General features: G+C 71.5%; 16 protein-coding genes. 2 read left to right on the top strand and 14 right to left on the bottom strand.

Annotated features, from left to right (window positions below; genetic code table 11):
* Positions 1 to 47 precede the first annotated feature (47 nt).
* Together C454_RS03620 and C454_RS03625 are read right to left on the bottom strand one after the other, a co-directional pair.
* Complete coding sequence (locus tag C454_RS03620; protein ID WP_004972718.1) at positions 48 to 1,196, bottom strand: NAD(P)/FAD-dependent oxidoreductase; 1,149 nt, start codon at positions 1,194 to 1,196, stop codon at positions 48 to 50.
* A 262-nt stretch (positions 1,197 to 1,458) separates the two neighbouring features.
* Positions 1,459 to 2,241, bottom strand: coding sequence for a DUF7388 family protein (locus tag C454_RS03625; protein ID WP_004972720.1), 783 nt, complete (start codon positions 2,239 to 2,241; stop codon positions 1,459 to 1,461).
* Between the two features lie 429 nt (positions 2,242 to 2,670).
* Here C454_RS03625 and C454_RS03630 point away from each other — a divergent pair, with 429 nt between their 5' ends.
* On the top strand, positions 2,671 to 3,159 hold the full coding sequence (locus tag C454_RS03630; protein WP_004972722.1) for a DoxX family protein: 489 nt from the start codon (positions 2,671 to 2,673) through the stop codon (positions 3,157 to 3,159).
* A 139-nt stretch (positions 3,160 to 3,298) separates the two neighbouring features.
* On the opposite strand, the gene C454_RS03635 is transcribed toward C454_RS03630, so the two are convergent.
* The 4 genes from C454_RS03635 to C454_RS03650 all read right to left on the bottom strand — a co-directional run bounded on the left by C454_RS03635 (position 3,299) and on the right by C454_RS03650 (position 6,769).
* Positions 3,299 to 3,895 carry an NUDIX hydrolase gene (locus C454_RS03635; RefSeq protein ID WP_004972726.1) on the bottom strand — a complete coding sequence of 199 codons (597 nt, stop codon included), beginning with the start codon at positions 3,893 to 3,895 and terminating at the stop codon, positions 3,299 to 3,301.
* Positions 3,896 to 3,924: 29 nt separating this feature from the next.
* Positions 3,925 to 4,413 carry a DUF7109 family protein gene (locus tag C454_RS03640; RefSeq protein ID WP_004972728.1) on the bottom strand — a complete coding sequence of 163 codons (489 nt, stop codon included), beginning with the start codon at positions 4,411 to 4,413 and terminating at the stop codon, positions 3,925 to 3,927.
* Complete coding sequence (locus C454_RS03645; RefSeq protein ID WP_004972730.1) at positions 4,410 to 5,516, bottom strand: glycosyltransferase family protein; 1,107 nt, start codon at positions 5,514 to 5,516, stop codon at positions 4,410 to 4,412. The genes C454_RS03640 and C454_RS03645 overlap by 4 nt, the downstream gene beginning before the upstream one ends.
* A 92-nt stretch (positions 5,517 to 5,608) precedes the next feature.
* Positions 5,609 to 6,769, bottom strand: coding sequence for an MFS transporter (locus C454_RS03650; RefSeq protein ID WP_004972735.1), 1,161 nt, complete (start codon positions 6,767 to 6,769; stop codon positions 5,609 to 5,611).
* A 158-nt stretch (positions 6,770 to 6,927) separates the two neighbouring features.
* Here C454_RS03650 and C454_RS20635 point away from each other — a divergent pair, with 158 nt between their 5' ends.
* Positions 6,928 to 7,098 carry an HVO_0758 family zinc finger protein gene (locus tag C454_RS20635; RefSeq protein WP_004972738.1) on the top strand — a complete coding sequence of 57 codons (171 nt, stop codon included), beginning with the start codon at positions 6,928 to 6,930 and terminating at the stop codon, positions 7,096 to 7,098.
* 45 nt (positions 7,099 to 7,143) lie between these two features.
* Here C454_RS20635 and C454_RS03655 read toward each other — a convergent pair whose 3' ends face one another.
* The 8 genes from C454_RS03655 to C454_RS03690 all read right to left on the bottom strand — a co-directional run bounded on the left by C454_RS03655 (position 7,144) and on the right by C454_RS03690 (position 15,735).
* Positions 7,144 to 8,235, bottom strand: a complete 1,092-nt coding sequence (locus tag C454_RS03655) for an aldo/keto reductase (protein WP_004972739.1) — start codon at positions 8,233 to 8,235, stop codon at positions 7,144 to 7,146.
* Between the two features lie 66 nt (positions 8,236 to 8,301).
* Positions 8,302 to 9,486, bottom strand: a complete 1,185-nt coding sequence (locus C454_RS03660; RefSeq protein ID WP_004972741.1) for a DHH family phosphoesterase — start codon at positions 9,484 to 9,486, stop codon at positions 8,302 to 8,304.
* A 101-nt stretch (positions 9,487 to 9,587) separates the two neighbouring features.
* Positions 9,588 to 10,484, bottom strand: a complete 897-nt coding sequence (locus C454_RS03665) for an SDR family oxidoreductase (protein WP_004972743.1) — start codon at positions 10,482 to 10,484, stop codon at positions 9,588 to 9,590.
* Positions 10,481 to 10,900, bottom strand: a complete 420-nt coding sequence (locus C454_RS03670) for a DUF5791 family protein (RefSeq protein WP_004972745.1) — start codon at positions 10,898 to 10,900, stop codon at positions 10,481 to 10,483. The genes C454_RS03665 and C454_RS03670 overlap by 4 nt, the downstream gene beginning before the upstream one ends.
* A 57-nt stretch (positions 10,901 to 10,957) precedes the next feature.
* Positions 10,958 to 14,023, bottom strand: a complete 3,066-nt coding sequence (locus tag C454_RS03675; RefSeq protein ID WP_004972747.1) for a DUF7286 family protein — start codon at positions 14,021 to 14,023, stop codon at positions 10,958 to 10,960.
* A complete protein-coding gene (locus C454_RS03680) occupies positions 14,011 to 14,898 on the bottom strand; it encodes a DUF7284 family protein (protein WP_004972750.1) in 888 nt (295 codons plus the stop codon). Before C454_RS03680 ends, C454_RS03675 begins: the two co-directional genes overlap by 13 nt.
* Entirely contained in the window at positions 14,895 to 15,287 is a 393-nt protein-coding gene (locus C454_RS03685) for a DUF7285 family protein (RefSeq protein ID WP_004972752.1), read from the bottom strand. Before C454_RS03685 ends, C454_RS03680 begins: the two co-directional genes overlap by 4 nt.
* A complete protein-coding gene (locus C454_RS03690; protein ID WP_004972753.1) occupies positions 15,265 to 15,735 on the bottom strand; it encodes a DUF7283 family protein in 471 nt (156 codons plus the stop codon). Before C454_RS03690 ends, C454_RS03685 begins: the two co-directional genes overlap by 23 nt.
* Between the last annotated feature and the right edge of the window lie 61 nt (positions 15,736 to 15,796).

The raw sequence follows: 15,796 nt of genomic DNA on the forward strand, positions 1-15,796 counted from the left end.
GTGTCGTTTCGGGCGCGACGCGGCGACCGCCCTCATTTCCCGTTCGTTCATTCCCCGTCGAGCGTCATCCCTTCGACCACCGCGAACTCCTCGTCGCCGTCGAAGCGCCGAGGGTCGAACGCGTCCGGTATCGACGCCCGACCGTCGCCGAGCACCGCCTCGGCGAGTCGCTCACCGATTGCCGGCGACCACATGAAGCCGTGGCCGTGCCAGCCGGCGGCGACGTAGACGCCGTCGGCGACCGCGCCGACGAGCGGGTTCCGGTCGGGGGTCGCCCCGCAGAGGCCGGCCCACGCGCGGTCGAGTTCGAGTTCTGACCCCCCCGCGTCGCCGACCGTCGCCCGGTGCCGAACCGCGTCGAGCGCGTCGGCGACGAACCAGTCGTCCGCGGTCGGGTCCCAGTCGTCGGGGTCGGGCTCGACCGGTTCGACGCCGTCGCCGGCGAGGACGCCGCCGGGGTGCGGCCGAAGGTACGACTCGTCGGTCGCGTCGTAGACGGTCGGTCCGCGGTAGTCGCAGTCAGCGACGAGCGCCTGCGCCCGGTACGGCTTGAGCGCGATGGGGTGGCCGGCGTCGGCCAGCAGGCGGCGCGAGTGGACGCCGGCCGCGACGACGACGGCGTCGAAGCGGGCGGTCACCACGTCGTCGACGGCGACGCCCGGCGGGTCGGTTCGGAGCGACACCGCGTCGCCGACGCGGAACTCGACGCCCGCGGACTCGCACTTCTCGACGAACAGGTCCGCGTAGGCCGCCGGGTCGGCCCAGCCGGCGTTCTCGGCGACGCCCGCGAGGAGCACGTCGTCGGTCCGAATCGGGAACCGGTCGGCCAGTTCGTCGGCTCCGACGAGCGACACCGCGCGGTCGTGGACCCGCATTCGCTCGACCGACTCTTCGAGGGCCGCGGCCGCCGCGTCGTCGCCCTCGCGCGCGAGAAAGACGTAGGGCGTCTCGTGGAAGGTGAACCCGCCCTCGCCCGAGAGGCTCCGAAACCGGGCCATCGCGCGGTCGGCGACGGCCACGTCGATGTCCTCCGCGTAGGCGTCGTAGCAGATGCCGGCGGCGCGGCCCGTCGACCCGCCGCCGGGCGCGTCGCGTTCGAACAGCGTGACTCGCGCGCCGCGCTCGGCGAGGTCGAAGGCGGTCGTCAGGCCGACCGCGCCCGCGCCGACGACGGCGACGCGCGCCGATTCGTTCATACCCCGTCTGCGTCGGCGAGCGACTTGAATGGCCGCCGCTCGCGGTCGTAACGTCGGTCGAGACCCGCGCGGCGCGGTCGCTCAGGATGTGTAGAGAGACGGGGTAGGTCGGCCGGCCGTGGCCCGCGTGGAAACCACGTGGGTCCGAAAGGAGCCACCCGACCGTGCCGTCACCTGTCCTCTCCGGCGGCCGCGTAAAAGGCCTCCGGTGCTCGGTGCAGGGACGGGACGAGCGCGGGCGACCGGCTGGCGGCGCGCCGGACTACTCGGCGAACTCGTCGACGCCGCGGGCCGGGTAGCCGACCACGAGGTCGATGCCGGCGTCGCGGAGGTCGTCGATTCGCCGGCGCACGTCGGCCACGGAGCCGATGAGCGCGTAGTCGCGCGAGGCCTTCAGGAGCACCTCGCGGGCGCGGCCCTCGGCCGAGGCGTCGGTCGCGGCGTCGTCGGGGAGCGCGCGAGCGACGGGGCGACGGCGAGAGACGTACGCGCCGACGGCGTCGAGAATCTCGTCGTCGTCGTCGGTGAGGGCGGTCGGGGCGTAGACCGCGATTTCGCCGTCGAAGCCGGCGGCCCGGAGCGCCCGAACGTCCCTACGGGTCGACCGCGAGAGGAGTTCGTACTGGGTGCCGCCGGCGGCGAGGGCGATTCGTTCGATGCCCTCGGTGCCGACCCACGCGTCGGGCGCGCGCTCTCTCGCGGCGCGGAGACGGGGCGCGACCGCACGGCGCGCCTCGTCGTCGGTCAGATACGCGCCGTGGCCGGCCACGAGCACCTGCCGAATCCCGTCGGGGAGCCACTCGTACAGCGAGTCGTCGCCGAGCGGGTCGAAGCCGTCGGCGCGGACCGGCGTGGTCAGTCGAATCTCTTTTTCGGCCGCGAGTTCGCGAAGCACGTCCTCGTCGGGGAGTCGCTCGCGGCCCTCGTAGTCGATAGCCACGATGTCGAGCGGGACCGACAGCGCCTCGCGCACGTCGCACTCGGCGGGCTTGAGTGCGACAGCGTCCAGACCGGCTTTCGAGACCGCACGCTCGGCGGTCAACATACTATCACCACAGAACTTTCAGTACCGTCGCGGAACGCGATCCATCGTCTGTGCGACCATGTGAGAACGGATAGCGCGGAGGAGGGCAAAACCCTGTCGGTGACGGCGATGATAGCTCTCCCGACGACGTTTATATACCCCGTTTCGAAGCGGCGGCGAGCGGCGTCGAATCGCGTGACGACTCGTCTCACGGCGGAATACCGATGGTTCGTCCGTCGTACTGCCACGATTGTATTCAGGACGCAATTCTAAACTCGAAGTAGTAGTCGAAAATGAATCGTGACAGTCTCAGACGCCCGTTTTCGGTGATTCCCAGTTCTATAGATTCGGAAATCGCGTCGCCGTTATATGGGGTTCGCGGCCGACGATTCAGATGTAAGGTGAACCGAGATGGCCGCTAACGCACAAATCGAGATGCTGGGGAACAGGATGGACTTCGACTACTCGCGGGGCGTCACGGGCTACGTGCTCGTGTTGACCCGCCTCATCACCGGTTACTGGTTCCTCCACGCGGGCTGGGGGAAGATAACCGGTGAAGCGTTCAACGCCGGCGGCTACCTCGCGAACGCCCCCGCCGCCTCGCCGCTGCAGGGCTTCTTCGCGTGGGCCGCCGCGACTCCGTGGCTCCTCGACCTCACGAACATCATGGTTCCGTGGGGCGAGTTCCTCATCGGTCTCGGGCTCATCGTGGGGGCACTCGTCCGGCTCGCCGCCTTCTTCGGCGGCGTCCTGATGGTGTTCTTCTACCTCGGGAACGCCGACTGGGGCCACGGTCTCGTCAACAGCGACCTGTTCGGGCTGATGATGTTCGCCATCGTCGGCACCCTCGCGGCGGGCCGTATCCTCGGCCTCGACGCCATCATCGAGAAGATGGAGTTCGTCCGCCAGCGCCCCGCGCTCAAGTACCTCCTCGGCTGAGGAGGTACTCGGGGGGCGGAAAGGGAGTTGTCGCGGGGGCGACGACACGCTGACGCTGTTTTTCGGAACTGACTCAGGCACCGCGAGCGGGCGCGCCGGGGGCAGTGCGCCGAGGAGAACGAGACGCCGAGCGGGGACGCTACACCGGGTAGTCGGCGTCGGGGTCGACCACGCGGTCGACCTCCTCGGGGGCGCGCCAGTCGGTCGTGAGTTCGAGCAGTTGCACGAGCATCCGCCCGGTCGCGCCCCAGACGGTGTAGCCGTCGACGTGGAAGAAGTGGAGTCGAATCTCGCCGTACTGCGGGTGGTCGCGGCGCTCCGACTCGTAGTTCGCGCGGTCGGTCAGGTCGCCGACCGCGAGCACCGCGATTTCGGCCACCTCGCGCTGGTCGGGTTCGTACTCGCGGTCGGGTACCGTGGCGACGAACGGGGAGACGGCGTAGTCGGTCACGGTGAGGATGTCGTCGAGTCGGCCGTGAAAGGCCGCCTCCTCGGGCCGGAGCCCGATTTCCTCGTTGGACTCGCGGAGCGCGGTCGCCCGCAGGTCGGCGTCGCTCGGCTCGCGCCCGCCGCCGGGGAAACTCATCTGGCCCGGATGCTCGCCGAGGTGGTCGGCGCGCTTGGTAAACAGGATGTGCGGCCGCTCGTCGCGGAACACGACGGGAGCGATGACGGCCGCCCGCCGGCCCGCGTCGACGGTCACCGGTTCGTGTCGGGTGACGCCCGCGAGGTCCATCGTCACGATTCGTAAAGAGATGCCGAGACTTAGGCCTGCCCCTCCGCGTCCAGCGCGGCGTCGAGGCGCTCGCGAATCGACCCGACGTCGGTGTCGGCCCACGCTTCGAGGTCGTACGTCACGTCCAGCAGGCGAGCGATTTCGTCGTCGTCTCCCGTCTGCACCGCGCTCGCGGCCGCCGCGCGGAGACGGCTTTCGACCTGCGTCGCCAGTTCGTCCCGCGGCACCTCGCGAGTGGGGTAATCGAGGATGTGCGGCAGGTCCTCCGCCCGGTCGGGGAGCGTCGGAAACGCCATCGGCCCGACCGTCAGGAGTTCCGCGTCCGTCTCGTCGTCCTCGTAGGGGACGAGGTAGTAGGCGTCGACCGCGTCGGAAATCGCGTCCGAGAGGGCGTCGCCGTCGGTCTCGCGGCCCTGTTTGAACGCGAGTTCGTCCAGCGCGGTCTCCAGTTCCTCGCGGGTGAGCGCGCCGAAGAGGTCGACGACGCCCGCGAGGTCGTCGTAGGTCGCCTCGCTCATCGGCCCGCAGCCTCCCGCACGTCGTCGAGGTCGTCGCTCGCGGCCGCGAGCACCGCGTCGGGCGACAGCGACGTGTCCCGCCACGCCGGGAGCCGCGTGTCCTCGCCGGGCTTCGAGATGGCCTCGGCGTAGGTGGCGACCTGCTCGCGCTCGTCCGCCCGGTCGTAGTCGAACCCGTTGAACGCGGCGTCGGCCGCGTACTGCTCGACCAGTCTGTTCCCGGCCTCGCGGTAGCGCTCCGCGAGCGTGTCGAACTCGACGCTCCCGCCGTGTTCCACGACGGCCCGGAGGAGCGTCCGCCCGACCGACTCGCTCATGTCCGAGAGGCCGGTCGGCCCGCTCACGGAGCGGTGGTCGTGTTCGTACTCGCCGAGGTCGACCTGCGCGCTCCGGTCGAAGCCGGCGCGGGCGAAGGCGTCGCCGAGGGTGCCGACTTCGAGGCCCCACTTCCGCGGCGACCGCATCCGCAACGCGAGGTCCGAGGTGGCAGCGAACTCCCCCGCGAGGGCGTACCGGAACGAGTCGAGATACCGGACGATGGGCGCGTCAGTCTCGTCCTCGAGCGCCCGGACGAGCGGGGCGTAAAACAGCCTGAACAGCCGGCCGTAGAGCCGCCCCTCCTCGACGCGGGCGTAGTAGCCCTTCGAGAAGTCGTGGCCGTGCGCGAGCGGAAACAGGAGCCGCGGGACGTAGCGCTCGTCGTAGGTCTTCGTGTCCGCGTCGTGGACGACGACGTACTCCTCGCGGGCGGCGCAGCCGAGCGCGAGCCACACGTCGCGGCCCTTGCCCCGCTCGCCGTCGAGGCCGTGGGAGTCGAGGAGGTCGGCGACGCGGGGGCCGTCGCACCACAGCACGTCGAGCGGCAGGTCGTACTCGTCGAGCCAGTCGGCGAACGGGGCCACCCGGTCGGCGGGCGCGCGGAGGGGGACGACAACCCGCGCCGGCGAGAGCGACTCCAGCGTCGAGAGCACCCGCTCGGCGGCGAGGCCGGCGTACTCGCGCTCCGTCATCGGCACGACCACGGCGGCGCGGTCGGTCGGGGCGTCGGGGACCGAACCGGAGAGGTCGTGGAGCGTCGTGACCCGCTCTTGTACGTACTCCATCGTGTCGGTCGAGGGACCGGGCGAGCAAAAGTGCGGCGAGAGCCGAGCCGGCTACCGGCTTCGCTCCGGGAGCGGCCGGGCGGTCCGGAGGGTCAGTTCGGGATGCGCCCGGCGCGCTGGAAGGCGATGAGGCCCGTGACGACGACCGCCAGCCCGACCGAGAACCAGAAGAACACCTCGTCGAACGCGTAGCCGAAGTCGGTCAGGGTGCCGACCACGCCCGACCCGCTGGCCTGGAATATCATCATGCCGAACGAGTACACCGAGTAGGCGCTCCCGCGGCTCTCGTCGGGCAGCGTGTCGAGCAGGTAGGCGTCGAGCGCCGGAAAGAGGCTGTGGATGACGTAGCCGACGACCGCGGTGACGACGAGGAGGCCGACGAGGCTCGTCGTCACGGTCAGGACGAACACCGAGACGACGAAGGAGACGAGCACGCCGAGGATGTACGGGATGCGCGGCAGCTTGTCGGCGAGCCGCCCCGAGAGGAAGAACGCCGGCACGCCCGCGCCGAAGATGACCGTCAGCATGTTGCGCGCCGTCGTCGCCGGCAGTCCCTTCGACACCATGTACAGCTCGTAGAAGTTGAACAGGCCCTGCCAGACGAAGCCGGTGAAGCCGAGGATGACGATGCCGGTGAGGATGACGCGCCACTCGCTCCGGGCCGCGCCGAGGAGGTCGCGGTCGGCCGCGCCCGCGTCGGGGAGGTCGGTCGAGCGGGCCGTGAAAAAGAGCGCGAGGGTCACGACGGCGGCCGCGAGGCCGACGCAGACGAAGACGAGTTGCCACGCCGCGGAGACGAACGGGAGCCGGGGGACGAGGTCGGGACCGACCGCGAGGACGAGCGTGACGAAGGGGGCGACGCCGACGGCCGCGAGCTGGCTGGCGGTGCCGTGGATGCCCATCGCGCGGCCGACGCGGTCGGGGAACAGCTCGCTCACGAGCGGGTTGGCGGCGACGAAGTACGCGCCCGAGGCGAGCCCCATCGAGACCGCGCCGACCATCAGCGTCTCGACGGTGGTCGCGCTGGCGGTCACGCCCGAGGCGACGACGAGGACGACGCCGGTCCCGAGCACCACGCGGTGTCTCGGAACGCGGGTGAGCAGCCAGCCGGTGGGCACGCGGAGGACGGCGCTCCCGAGCCAGACGAGGGTGGCGACGATGCCGACGGTGGCGCGGTCGACCGCGAAGAACGTGATGAACTCCCCGAGAAGGGGTGCGAAGACGACCCGCGCGAGGTTGACGAGCAGCACCATCCCGCAGAGCGTTCCGAAGAGGCGGCCACGTGACACGGACGGAACCGCGCGCCGCGGGGTCACAACACTTTCGACTGAGCGGGGTCGTCGGCGCGTCGTGCGGGCGAAAACGGGGGTTCGTCGTCGGGTTTTTATGTTCGTTGCACAAACGGACACCTATGAAGACAACGCGGAAGGGGCTTCGAGACGGGGAGTTGGAGAAGGATACCTACGGACGACTGACCTGTTCCGAGTGCGGCGAGTCGCTGAAGAAGAAAAACGACCCGGACGAGGTGTTTTCCCTCCGCATCTGCGCCGACTGCGGGCGGGAGTGGAAAGAACTCAGATAAGACGAACCGACCGACAGCGGACGCCCGACGGGAACCGGCGGCCGCTCACTCGAACACCGAATCGAACGTCCGCGCCCCGAGGGGGTCGAACGTGCCGGCCGCGATGTTCTCCGCGACGTGTGCTACCGACGACGCGCCGACGAGCGCCGCGGTCACGCCGGGCGCGCTCCGCGAGAAGTTGAGCGCCCGCTGGGCCGCCGTGTCACCGGCGAGCACCGAGTTCACCGACGCCGGAATCTCCGTCGCGAGGTCGCCCTGCGCGAGGCTGGCGCTCGTGAAGGCGTGCAGGCCGTGCTCGTGGGCGTACCAGAGCGCGCTCATCGCCTCGCCCGCGTCGGTGTCGTGGGCCTCGACGGTGAACGCGTCGGCCATCACGACGTTGAACGGGAGCTGAATCGCTTCGAGCGAGTGCTCGTCGTTGCCGACGGTGTCGGCCGCGCGCTCGGCCCGACGGACGAGTTCGGGGAGCGACAGGTACGCGTCGTGGTCGGGCGCGACCCGGAGCGCCTCCCACGTGGCGACGCCGTAGCGACCGATGTCGGCGGCGGCGACCCGGCGTTCGAGCACCTCGAAGGCGGCCTCGATTCGGTCGTACACCGTCTCGCGGTCGGCGACGGCCAGTTGCGTCTCGGGGTTGTGCAGGTAGTAGCAGTCGACGTGGTCCAGTCCGGTCAGGTCGAGCGACCGGTCGACCATCTCGTCGACGAAGGCGGGTGCGATGGTGTGGCTGCCGTGGGCGAGTTCGTCCGGGTCGGCGAGGCCCGCGTCGAGGACCGTCTCGCGGACGTACGCGCCGGGGTCGTCGGGGCGCTCGCGGTCGAAGGGGACGAACCCGGCCTTCGAGGCGACGACGACGGCGTCGCGGTCGACGTCGGCCCCGCGGACCGCGTCGCCGACGACCCGCTCGGCGCGGCCGTGACGGTAGTTTGACGCCGTGTCGACGAGGTTGACGCCGTGTTCGAGCGCGGAGACGAGCGACTCGCGGTAGCGGTCGTCGACCGCGTCGGTCGGCTCGCCGAGGTAGGTCCCGATGCCGATACTGGAGACGACGCCGGGGCCGAACCGGCGGTAGAAGGTGCGGCCGAAACTGTCACCGAACCGGTCGCGGTAGGCCCACGTCGCCCGTCCTGTAGCCATGGGCGGGGCTACGGCTGCCGACGGTTAAGGGCCACCGGTCCGGGTTCGGAGGCGGCCGCCTGCGAGTCAGATATCGCCCGACAGCGCCTCGAACACGTGTTCGATGAGTTCGTCGCGGGCGATGGACTCGCCGTTGCCGCCGTCGGTGACGGCGTCGGGGCGGATTATCTGGCCGCCGCCCATCCGGGCGTGGCCGCCGGCGCTCGCCCCGCGGTAGTGGTCGAGGGCGGCCTCCAGCGTCCGACCCATGTGAACCCGGTCGTCGCGGGAGCGACCCGAGAGGTAGACGTTGCTCTCGCGCTCGCCGCAGACGACCGCCGCGGTGACGCCCTCGAGTTGGATGAGTTCGTCGGCCGCCTGCGGGATGGCGTCGACGTTCGAGATGGTGCCGATGTCGGCGACCGCGAAGGGACCGCGCACGTCGCGGCCGGCGATGGCTCGGGCCTTCGCCTCCAGCACCTCGCGGGAGACCTCGGGATTGGCGATGCGGTCGAGGTGGTCCTCGTTGACGCCGGGAAAGAGGAAGCCGGCGGCGTCGAAGTCGGCGGCCGAACAGCCCGCCGTGAGGTGTTTGGTGTCCGTGAGAATCCCGTAGACGAGGCCCGTAGCGACCTGCGAGGGGACGGTGTACGAGGCGTTCACCTCGCTGGCGTGCATGTCCGGCGGGACGGGCTTCGCGCCCACGTCGCGGAAGTACTCGGCGATGATGCTCGAACACGCGCCGTAGTCGGTGCGCACGTCGGTGAACACCTCGCCGGTCCCGTCGCCGGGGTGGTGGTCGACGACGGCGTAGGGGAGAACGCCCTCTGCCCCCGCGAAGCCGCGAGGCGCGTTGTGGTCGACGAGGACGACCGCCTCGGCGGCGAGGTCGCTCACGTGGTCGATAGGGTCTAAGTCGAGGTCGAGAACGGTGCGAAACGCGCGATTTTCCTGGTGTCGAATCTGGCCGGCGAACTGGATGGTCGGTGTGGTACCGACCTGTTCTGCGAGACAGGCCACGCCGATCGCCGCGGCCATGGCGTCGGGGTCCGGGTTCGGGTGCATGAGGACGGCGACCTCGTCGACGTCCTCCAGCGCCTCGGCGAAGCGCGTGCCCATCGGCCGCTTGAAGCGAATCGCGGCGTAGACGACGAGCGAGAGGGCACCGAGCGCGACGACGAGCGCCGCCGCGATTTCGGGGTGCGCGCGCACGAACGAGTCGATAGACTCGAAGATAGCACCCGTGTCGAACTGCCCCACCGGACCGAACATACACAACACGACCGGGGCCTACCGTATGAATATTCCCCCTAATCGAGTTGTCCTGAGTGACAGAATTTCGGGGATTCGAACCTGTCGCCCCCCGAATACGCTCAGTCGTCGCCGGCCCGGTAGGCGTCGATTGCCGCCCGGTAACCCTCGCGATACGTCGGATACGTGAACGAATAGCCGAGGTCGCGGAGGCGGTCGTTCGAACAGCGCTTGCTCGTCAGGATGCGGCGACGGGCGGCCTCCGAGAGGTCGCCGACGTCGAGGCGTTCTTCCTTCGTGCGCTTCTCCGGACGCGGCACGCCGCACTCGTCGGCCAGCCAGTCGGCGAACTCGTGTTTCGAGACGGGTTCGTCGTCGACGACGAGGACGGTGTCGTCGCGGGCGCGGTCGGTTTCGAGGAGGTACGCGACGACGCCCGCGGCGTCGTCCCGGTGGACCATGTTGAGGTAGCCCGCGGTGACCGGGCCGTTCAGGTAGCGTTCGAGCCGGTAGCGGTCGGGGCCGTAGAGCCCGGCGAACCGGGTGACCGTTCCCTCGATTCCACGCTCGGCGGCGTGCTCGCGGGCGACGCGCTCGGCCTCCGCGAGGACGCGCGTCTTGTCGGTCGTCGGGTCGAGCGGCGTCGACTCGTCGACGAAGTCGCCGCCGTGGTCGCCGTAGACCCCCGTGCTCGACGTGTAGACGAGGCGCTCTGGCGGCGAGTCGCGGGCGGCGAACTGGTCGATTGCCGTTCGGAGACCCTCGACGAAGACGGTCCGGGCGGCGTCGGCCCCGCGGCCGCCGGAACTCGCGGCGAAGACGACGTGGTCCACGTCGGGGACCGACGCCAGCGAGTCGGCGTCAGTCACGTCGGCGCGGACCGCTTCCGCGCCGGTCGCTTCGACGGCGGCGAGGCCGTCGTCGGAGCGGCGGACGCCCCACACGTCGTGGTCGTCGGCGACGAGCGTGCGTGCGAGTTCGAGGCCGACGTAGCCGCAGCCGAGGATGGCGACTCTCATCGTTCGTTTCGGACGGCGATGACGTGGTGGATGGCGGCCAGTTCGTTCAGCGTGGCGGCCGTGCGCCCCTCGATTGCCTGTTGAATCTCCTGTCCGGAGAGGTCGAGGTCGACCTCGGCCGCGAGCGTGTCGACGTCGAGGATGCCGCTCGTCATACCCATGAGGAGGTGGTCGCGGAACTCCCAGACGATGGCGTCGGCGTCGGGGTTGCCGTCGGCGAGTTCGAGGACCGCGGCGGCCTGTTCGAGCGTGAGGTCCAACACGCCGTTCGAGAGCGCGGCTTCCGAGACGCCGGCGGCCTCGGCGGCCGTCTCCGACCCGGCGGCGTCGACTGCGCGGCGAATCTCGTCCTCGTAGGCGGCTCGCAACTCGTCTGCCGAGAGGGTTCCGGGCTCCGCGGCGGCGTCGTGCAACATACACCGCGATTCGGCGTTCCGGCGGCAAAACGGTTGCCACTCGGGTCGTATTGGCGGCTACCCGTCCGCATGGCAGTCGCCCGCGACGGTGCATCCCGGTCCGCCTGCCCAGCCCTCGGAGCGCTCGTCCGCGTCGCCGTCGATGTCGCCGACGCCGACGCCCGACGGGGGCACCGCGACGACGATTGTCGTCTCAACGTCGAACGTGACGCGGTCGCCGTGGCCGACCGTCTCCGCGACGCCGTCGCCGTCCCAGTCGAGAGCGACGGTCGAGCCGTCGCGGGCGTACGTGAGGGATTCGGCGTCGCCGCGGGCGTGGACGCGGAACTGCGCGAACTCGCCGGCGACTTCCACGTCCCAGACGTTGACCGTCGCGTACCAGTACCCCGGGACGGGCGCGACGGGCATCCCGGCGGGGACGCGCTTGAACGACGTGTCGAAGCGGGAATCGAGCGTGTCGTTCACGCGGTCGGTGACCGCCTTCTCGGTGGCGCTCATCGCCGCGTCGGTCGCCGTGTCGGCGACGGCCTGCTGACGGGCGGTCCGCGTCGTCTCGACGGTCCGGTTCGTGAGCCGCTGTGGGACCGTGGTCGAGCGGTCCCGGCGGACGGTTCGGAACGCCTCGTCGAGGCGGCGTTCGAGAAGGTCGGCCTCGACGGTTCCCGTGCCGGCGGCCTCGACGGCGATTGCGCGGGCCGCGGAGCCGTTCGTCACCGCCAGCGCCCGGTGGGCCGGGTCGTCCCACTCGCCGAGCGCGCGCTCCAGAATCCGCTGGCGCTCCGTCATCGAGCGGTCGGTGTGCGCGCGGAGCGTGTCTCTGGCGGCCTCTTCGGCGGGAACCGTCGACCGGTCGACCGCGATTTCGAGCCTGTCGCGCCGGTCGGCGAGCGTCTCGTTCGTGCCGTTCGTCGCCGCGAGCGTCGAGTCGGCGGCGAGGAGAGCGCGGGCCGCGACGCGGAGCGGGACGCGGCGGTTCGCGCCGAACACCGGTTCGAGGACGGTGTCGGCGGCGTCGCCGTAGGGGAGCGTGAACAGGTTGGTGTTGCGGGCGACGAGCGGGTGGTAGGTGCCGCCGCGGGAGACGGTCGGCATCGCGGACCCCGAGAGGCCGCCGAGCGAGAGGTACATCGGGTCCGCGTCGGGGACGAATCGGACGCCGGTTTCGTTGTCGGTTCCGTTCGCGCCGTCCGCTCGCGTCTCGCCGAGCGTCGCGCGAGCGACCTCCTCGGCGCGGACCGCCTCCGAGAGCGACCCGAGGTTCGCGTCCGTACTCGCGTCGTCGGCCGCGCCGGTCGCCGCCGCGGTCCGGTTCGCCCGGCGGTCGAGCGCCGCCAGCACGCGGTCGAGGTACGCGGCGCGAACCGCGACGCGCGCCCGGTCGGAGACGCCGTCGTAGGCGGCCGGGACACCGACGAGTTCGGGACGGTCGGCGCGGAGTCCGGCGGCGAGTTCCGCGGCGGGGTTCACCTCGCCCGCGGCGACCCGCCGAGCCGACACCGTCACACTGCGGTTTTTGACGCGGTCGGCGAGCGCGACGAGGTCGGAGCGAATCCAGCGGTCGAGGCCGGGAGCCATCGGTGCGGTCGTCTGCTGTCGGGCGGGCGCGTCGCCGTCGGCGACGTCGCGGGCGAGGTCGTCGAAGCCGCCGCGAGTCGCAACCGCGTCTTCGGCCGCGTCCGCGGCCGCGGCGAAGTTCTCGCCGTCGAGCGCGCCGCCGGGTTCGACCGCCGGGTCGAGAGGTCGTTCCGGGGCGGACACGGCGGCCGGGTCCACGACGGCCGCGAGGTCGACGCGCGTCCTCGTCTCCGTCGTTTCTTCGGTGTGGAACGTCTCGTTGCCCCGACGCCACGTCCGAGTGGTCGTCTCGCTCGTCGTCACGATGCGGGAGCCGGCGTCGACGACGACGGTATCGGCTTCGAGCGCCGGCGTTCGCGTCGCCATCGTCTCGACCGACGACGCCGTCTCGGTCGCGGTGTCGACGAGTTCCCACTCGGTTCCGAGGTCGACCGGCGGGTCGTCGCTGTGGGCGACGACGGTCGCGTCGGCTTCGATTGCGACGGTGGCGCGATGGGCGTCCGCGACCACGTCGTCGGAGGCGGGCGCGTCGCCGTGGCCGTCGACGAGACCGACCAGCGCGTGGTCGGCCGCAGAGCCGACGGAGGCGTCGATGGTCCGGTTCGTCGGAATCTCGTTCGCGACCGACTCGGCGGACGGGTTCGGTGCGGGAAGCGCGTTCGCCAGTTCGGGCGCGGCCGGAACGCCGGTCTGCGAGAGCAGGCTCCGGGCACCGGCGTGGACGGCGGCGCGCCCGGTCGCCCCGCGAGCATCGGCGTCGGTAGTTCCGAACGCCTGCTGTTCGGCGAGCAGGACGCCGGCGTTCGTCGCCAGCGCCGCGTGGTCGTTCGAGACGACGTTGTCCACGGGCGCGCCGGCGTACTGGCTCCAGCCGCGGGACCACGCCGAGACCCACAGCGCGGTCGTCACCGTCGCGTCGAGCGTGCCGCCGTCCAGCGCGTTCGCGTCGAGGCGGCGCTCGAAGGCCTCGGTTCGGTCGTGGAGCGCGAGGACGGGCGTCCGGACGCCGACCGTCGCGGTGACGGACTCGGCGGCGACCGTGCGACCGCCGCGAGCGACCTCGACCGAGACGTTCTCGACGGTCGCGACGAGGACGGTCCCGTTCTCGCGGCCCGAAATCGAGACGCGGTCCATCGCGTCGCGGAGGGCCGACTCGTTCGTCGGTCGCGGCAGGGTTGCGGTCGCGTTCACGTCGCCGCGGGCGACGGAGACGGCCCGAAGCCGCTCCGTCGCGGCGAGCGCGATGCGGAGTCTGAGGTAGTCGCGGAAGGGACGCTCGTCGGAGAGCAGTCGCCCGACGGTCGTGTTCGCGGGCGAGGTGACGGGGTTCGCCGCGGCCTCGCGCGCCGCGTCTCCGACCGCCGCGCGGACGGCGGCGTCGGCCTGTGCGGTCGCGCGGTCCATCGCGTCGTCGACGCGGCGGTCGGCAACGGGGTCGTGAGCCGAGAGCGCGCCGGAGAACGTCGCGCTCCCGACGAGGAGCAACACGCCGAGCAGGGCGAAGGGCACTCGACCGCGGTCGTCGTCGGCGAGCCTCACGCCGACCACGTCCTGACGACGACAGTGACGCGTCCGACGGAGACCGCTTCGGCGGCGGCGCGCGGGGTGTCGTACCGGGCGCGCATCGCGTCGGCGAAGCGCGGAGCCAGCGCGGCCGCGAGGTCGGCGTTGGCGGCGCGGGTCTCCTCGCGGGCGACTTCGGGCGCGACGGAGGCGTTCACCAGCGCGCCGGCTCGTTCGTACCGGTGGGTCATCAGCGTCGAAACCGGCTCGTCGCCGCGGAGCGCGAGGCGGGCGAGCGCGGGCGGGAACAGCCCGGCGACGGTCCGGTTCGCAGCGACGCGAGCGACGGCGTCGAAGCCGTCGTCGCTGGCGGCGACAGCGTCTTCGCGCGCCGCGGGGAACCCGCTCGGCACGTCGAGCGTCGCGGAGTGAACCGTTTCCGAGGACGGCGGTTCGGGTCCGAGGGCGTCGGTCGCGCGGACCGGCGAACCGGGGAACGGCGTCCACGCGACGGCGACGGAGACGCCGCGAGTCGGGAGTTCGGACGCGACGCGGGCGGCGGCCCGGGCCCGGAAGTCGTCGCGGGCGCTGGTCAGGCGAACGCCGTCGACGGTCACCGCCCCGAGTGTCGCGCGGGCGAGGAGGCCGGCGAGGCTGCCGTGCGCGGTTCGGTCGAGTTCGCGGGCGTCGACGCCGCCGGCATCGAGGAGCGACGGGTCCGCGGCCTCGACGCCGGGGGCGAGCGAGTAGGTGACCGTCGCGGTGCTCGTCGCCAGCGACGAGGCGACCCCGTCGGCGTCGATAGCGGCGGTGTCACGGCCGACTCCGGTGTCTGCGCCGGCGTCCGCGGTGACGACGAGACCGATGCTCGCGGTCACGAGCAGCAAGCAGACGGTCACGTCGAAGACGAGGTCGGTCATCGCCACACCTCGACGCGGAGCGTCCCGAAGCCGACGCGACCGGGTTCGACGCGAACGCTGACCCGAGTCGAATCGGCGTCGGCGTCGGTAGGCGCGGCGGGGCCGACGGCGCGGCGGTCGCCGTCGACCGCGACGACGACGCGGCAGGAAAACCCGTCCGGACAGGCGTCGAGCGCGTCCGAGAGCCGGGAGCTGACGACCACGCCGGAGTCGTCGACGAGGGCGGACTCGACGTTCGACAGCGTCGCCGGCGCGAGGTCGCGGTCGGTCGTCGGTAGCGAGTCGTCGAGGACCGTCGCGTAGCCCGAGATGGCCGCGCAGACGACGAACAGCGCGGTCAGCGCGGCGACCGGCGAGGTCTGCGCCCTACGCCGAGACGACGGTGACATCGGTTCCCTCCCAGGTGACGTGGCGGACGACGAGCGGTTCGCTGGCGGGCCGCCACGAGGCGTTCCGGTCGCGTGCGGTCTCGGCCGCGGCGGCGAACGCGGCGGGCGAGTCGAAGACGGCGCTCGGGGACGCGCCGGCGGCGACCGACCCGAGTCGGGAGTCGGGCGTCGCCGGCGTCACCGGGCCGAAGGCGAACGCGGCGTGCGCCGCGCCGCCGTCGTTGCGGAGGCCGATTCGGTGCGAGCCGATGCGGACGGCGTCGGCGTCGAGTTCGTGTTCGGCGGTCGCGTCGTACTCGGCGACGGCCACGGCGTCGACGGCGTCGGCGACTCCCGAGGCGTCGGGAGCGGGCGTCGTCGGGAGGCCGGCGACCGTCCCGACGAGGACGGTCGCGGCCACCGAGAGCGCGGCCCACGTGTAGAGCGTATCGAGCGGTGCGTCGAGCATAGACCGGGGTGGTCCCGTCCGGGTATATAAACCTCAGCACGGGACGGCGACGGAAACGGAA

The sequence above is a fragment of the Haloferax gibbonsii ATCC 33959 genome (genome assembly GCF_000336775.1).
GTDB lineage: Archaea > Halobacteriota > Halobacteria > Halobacteriales > Haloferacaceae > Haloferax > Haloferax gibbonsii.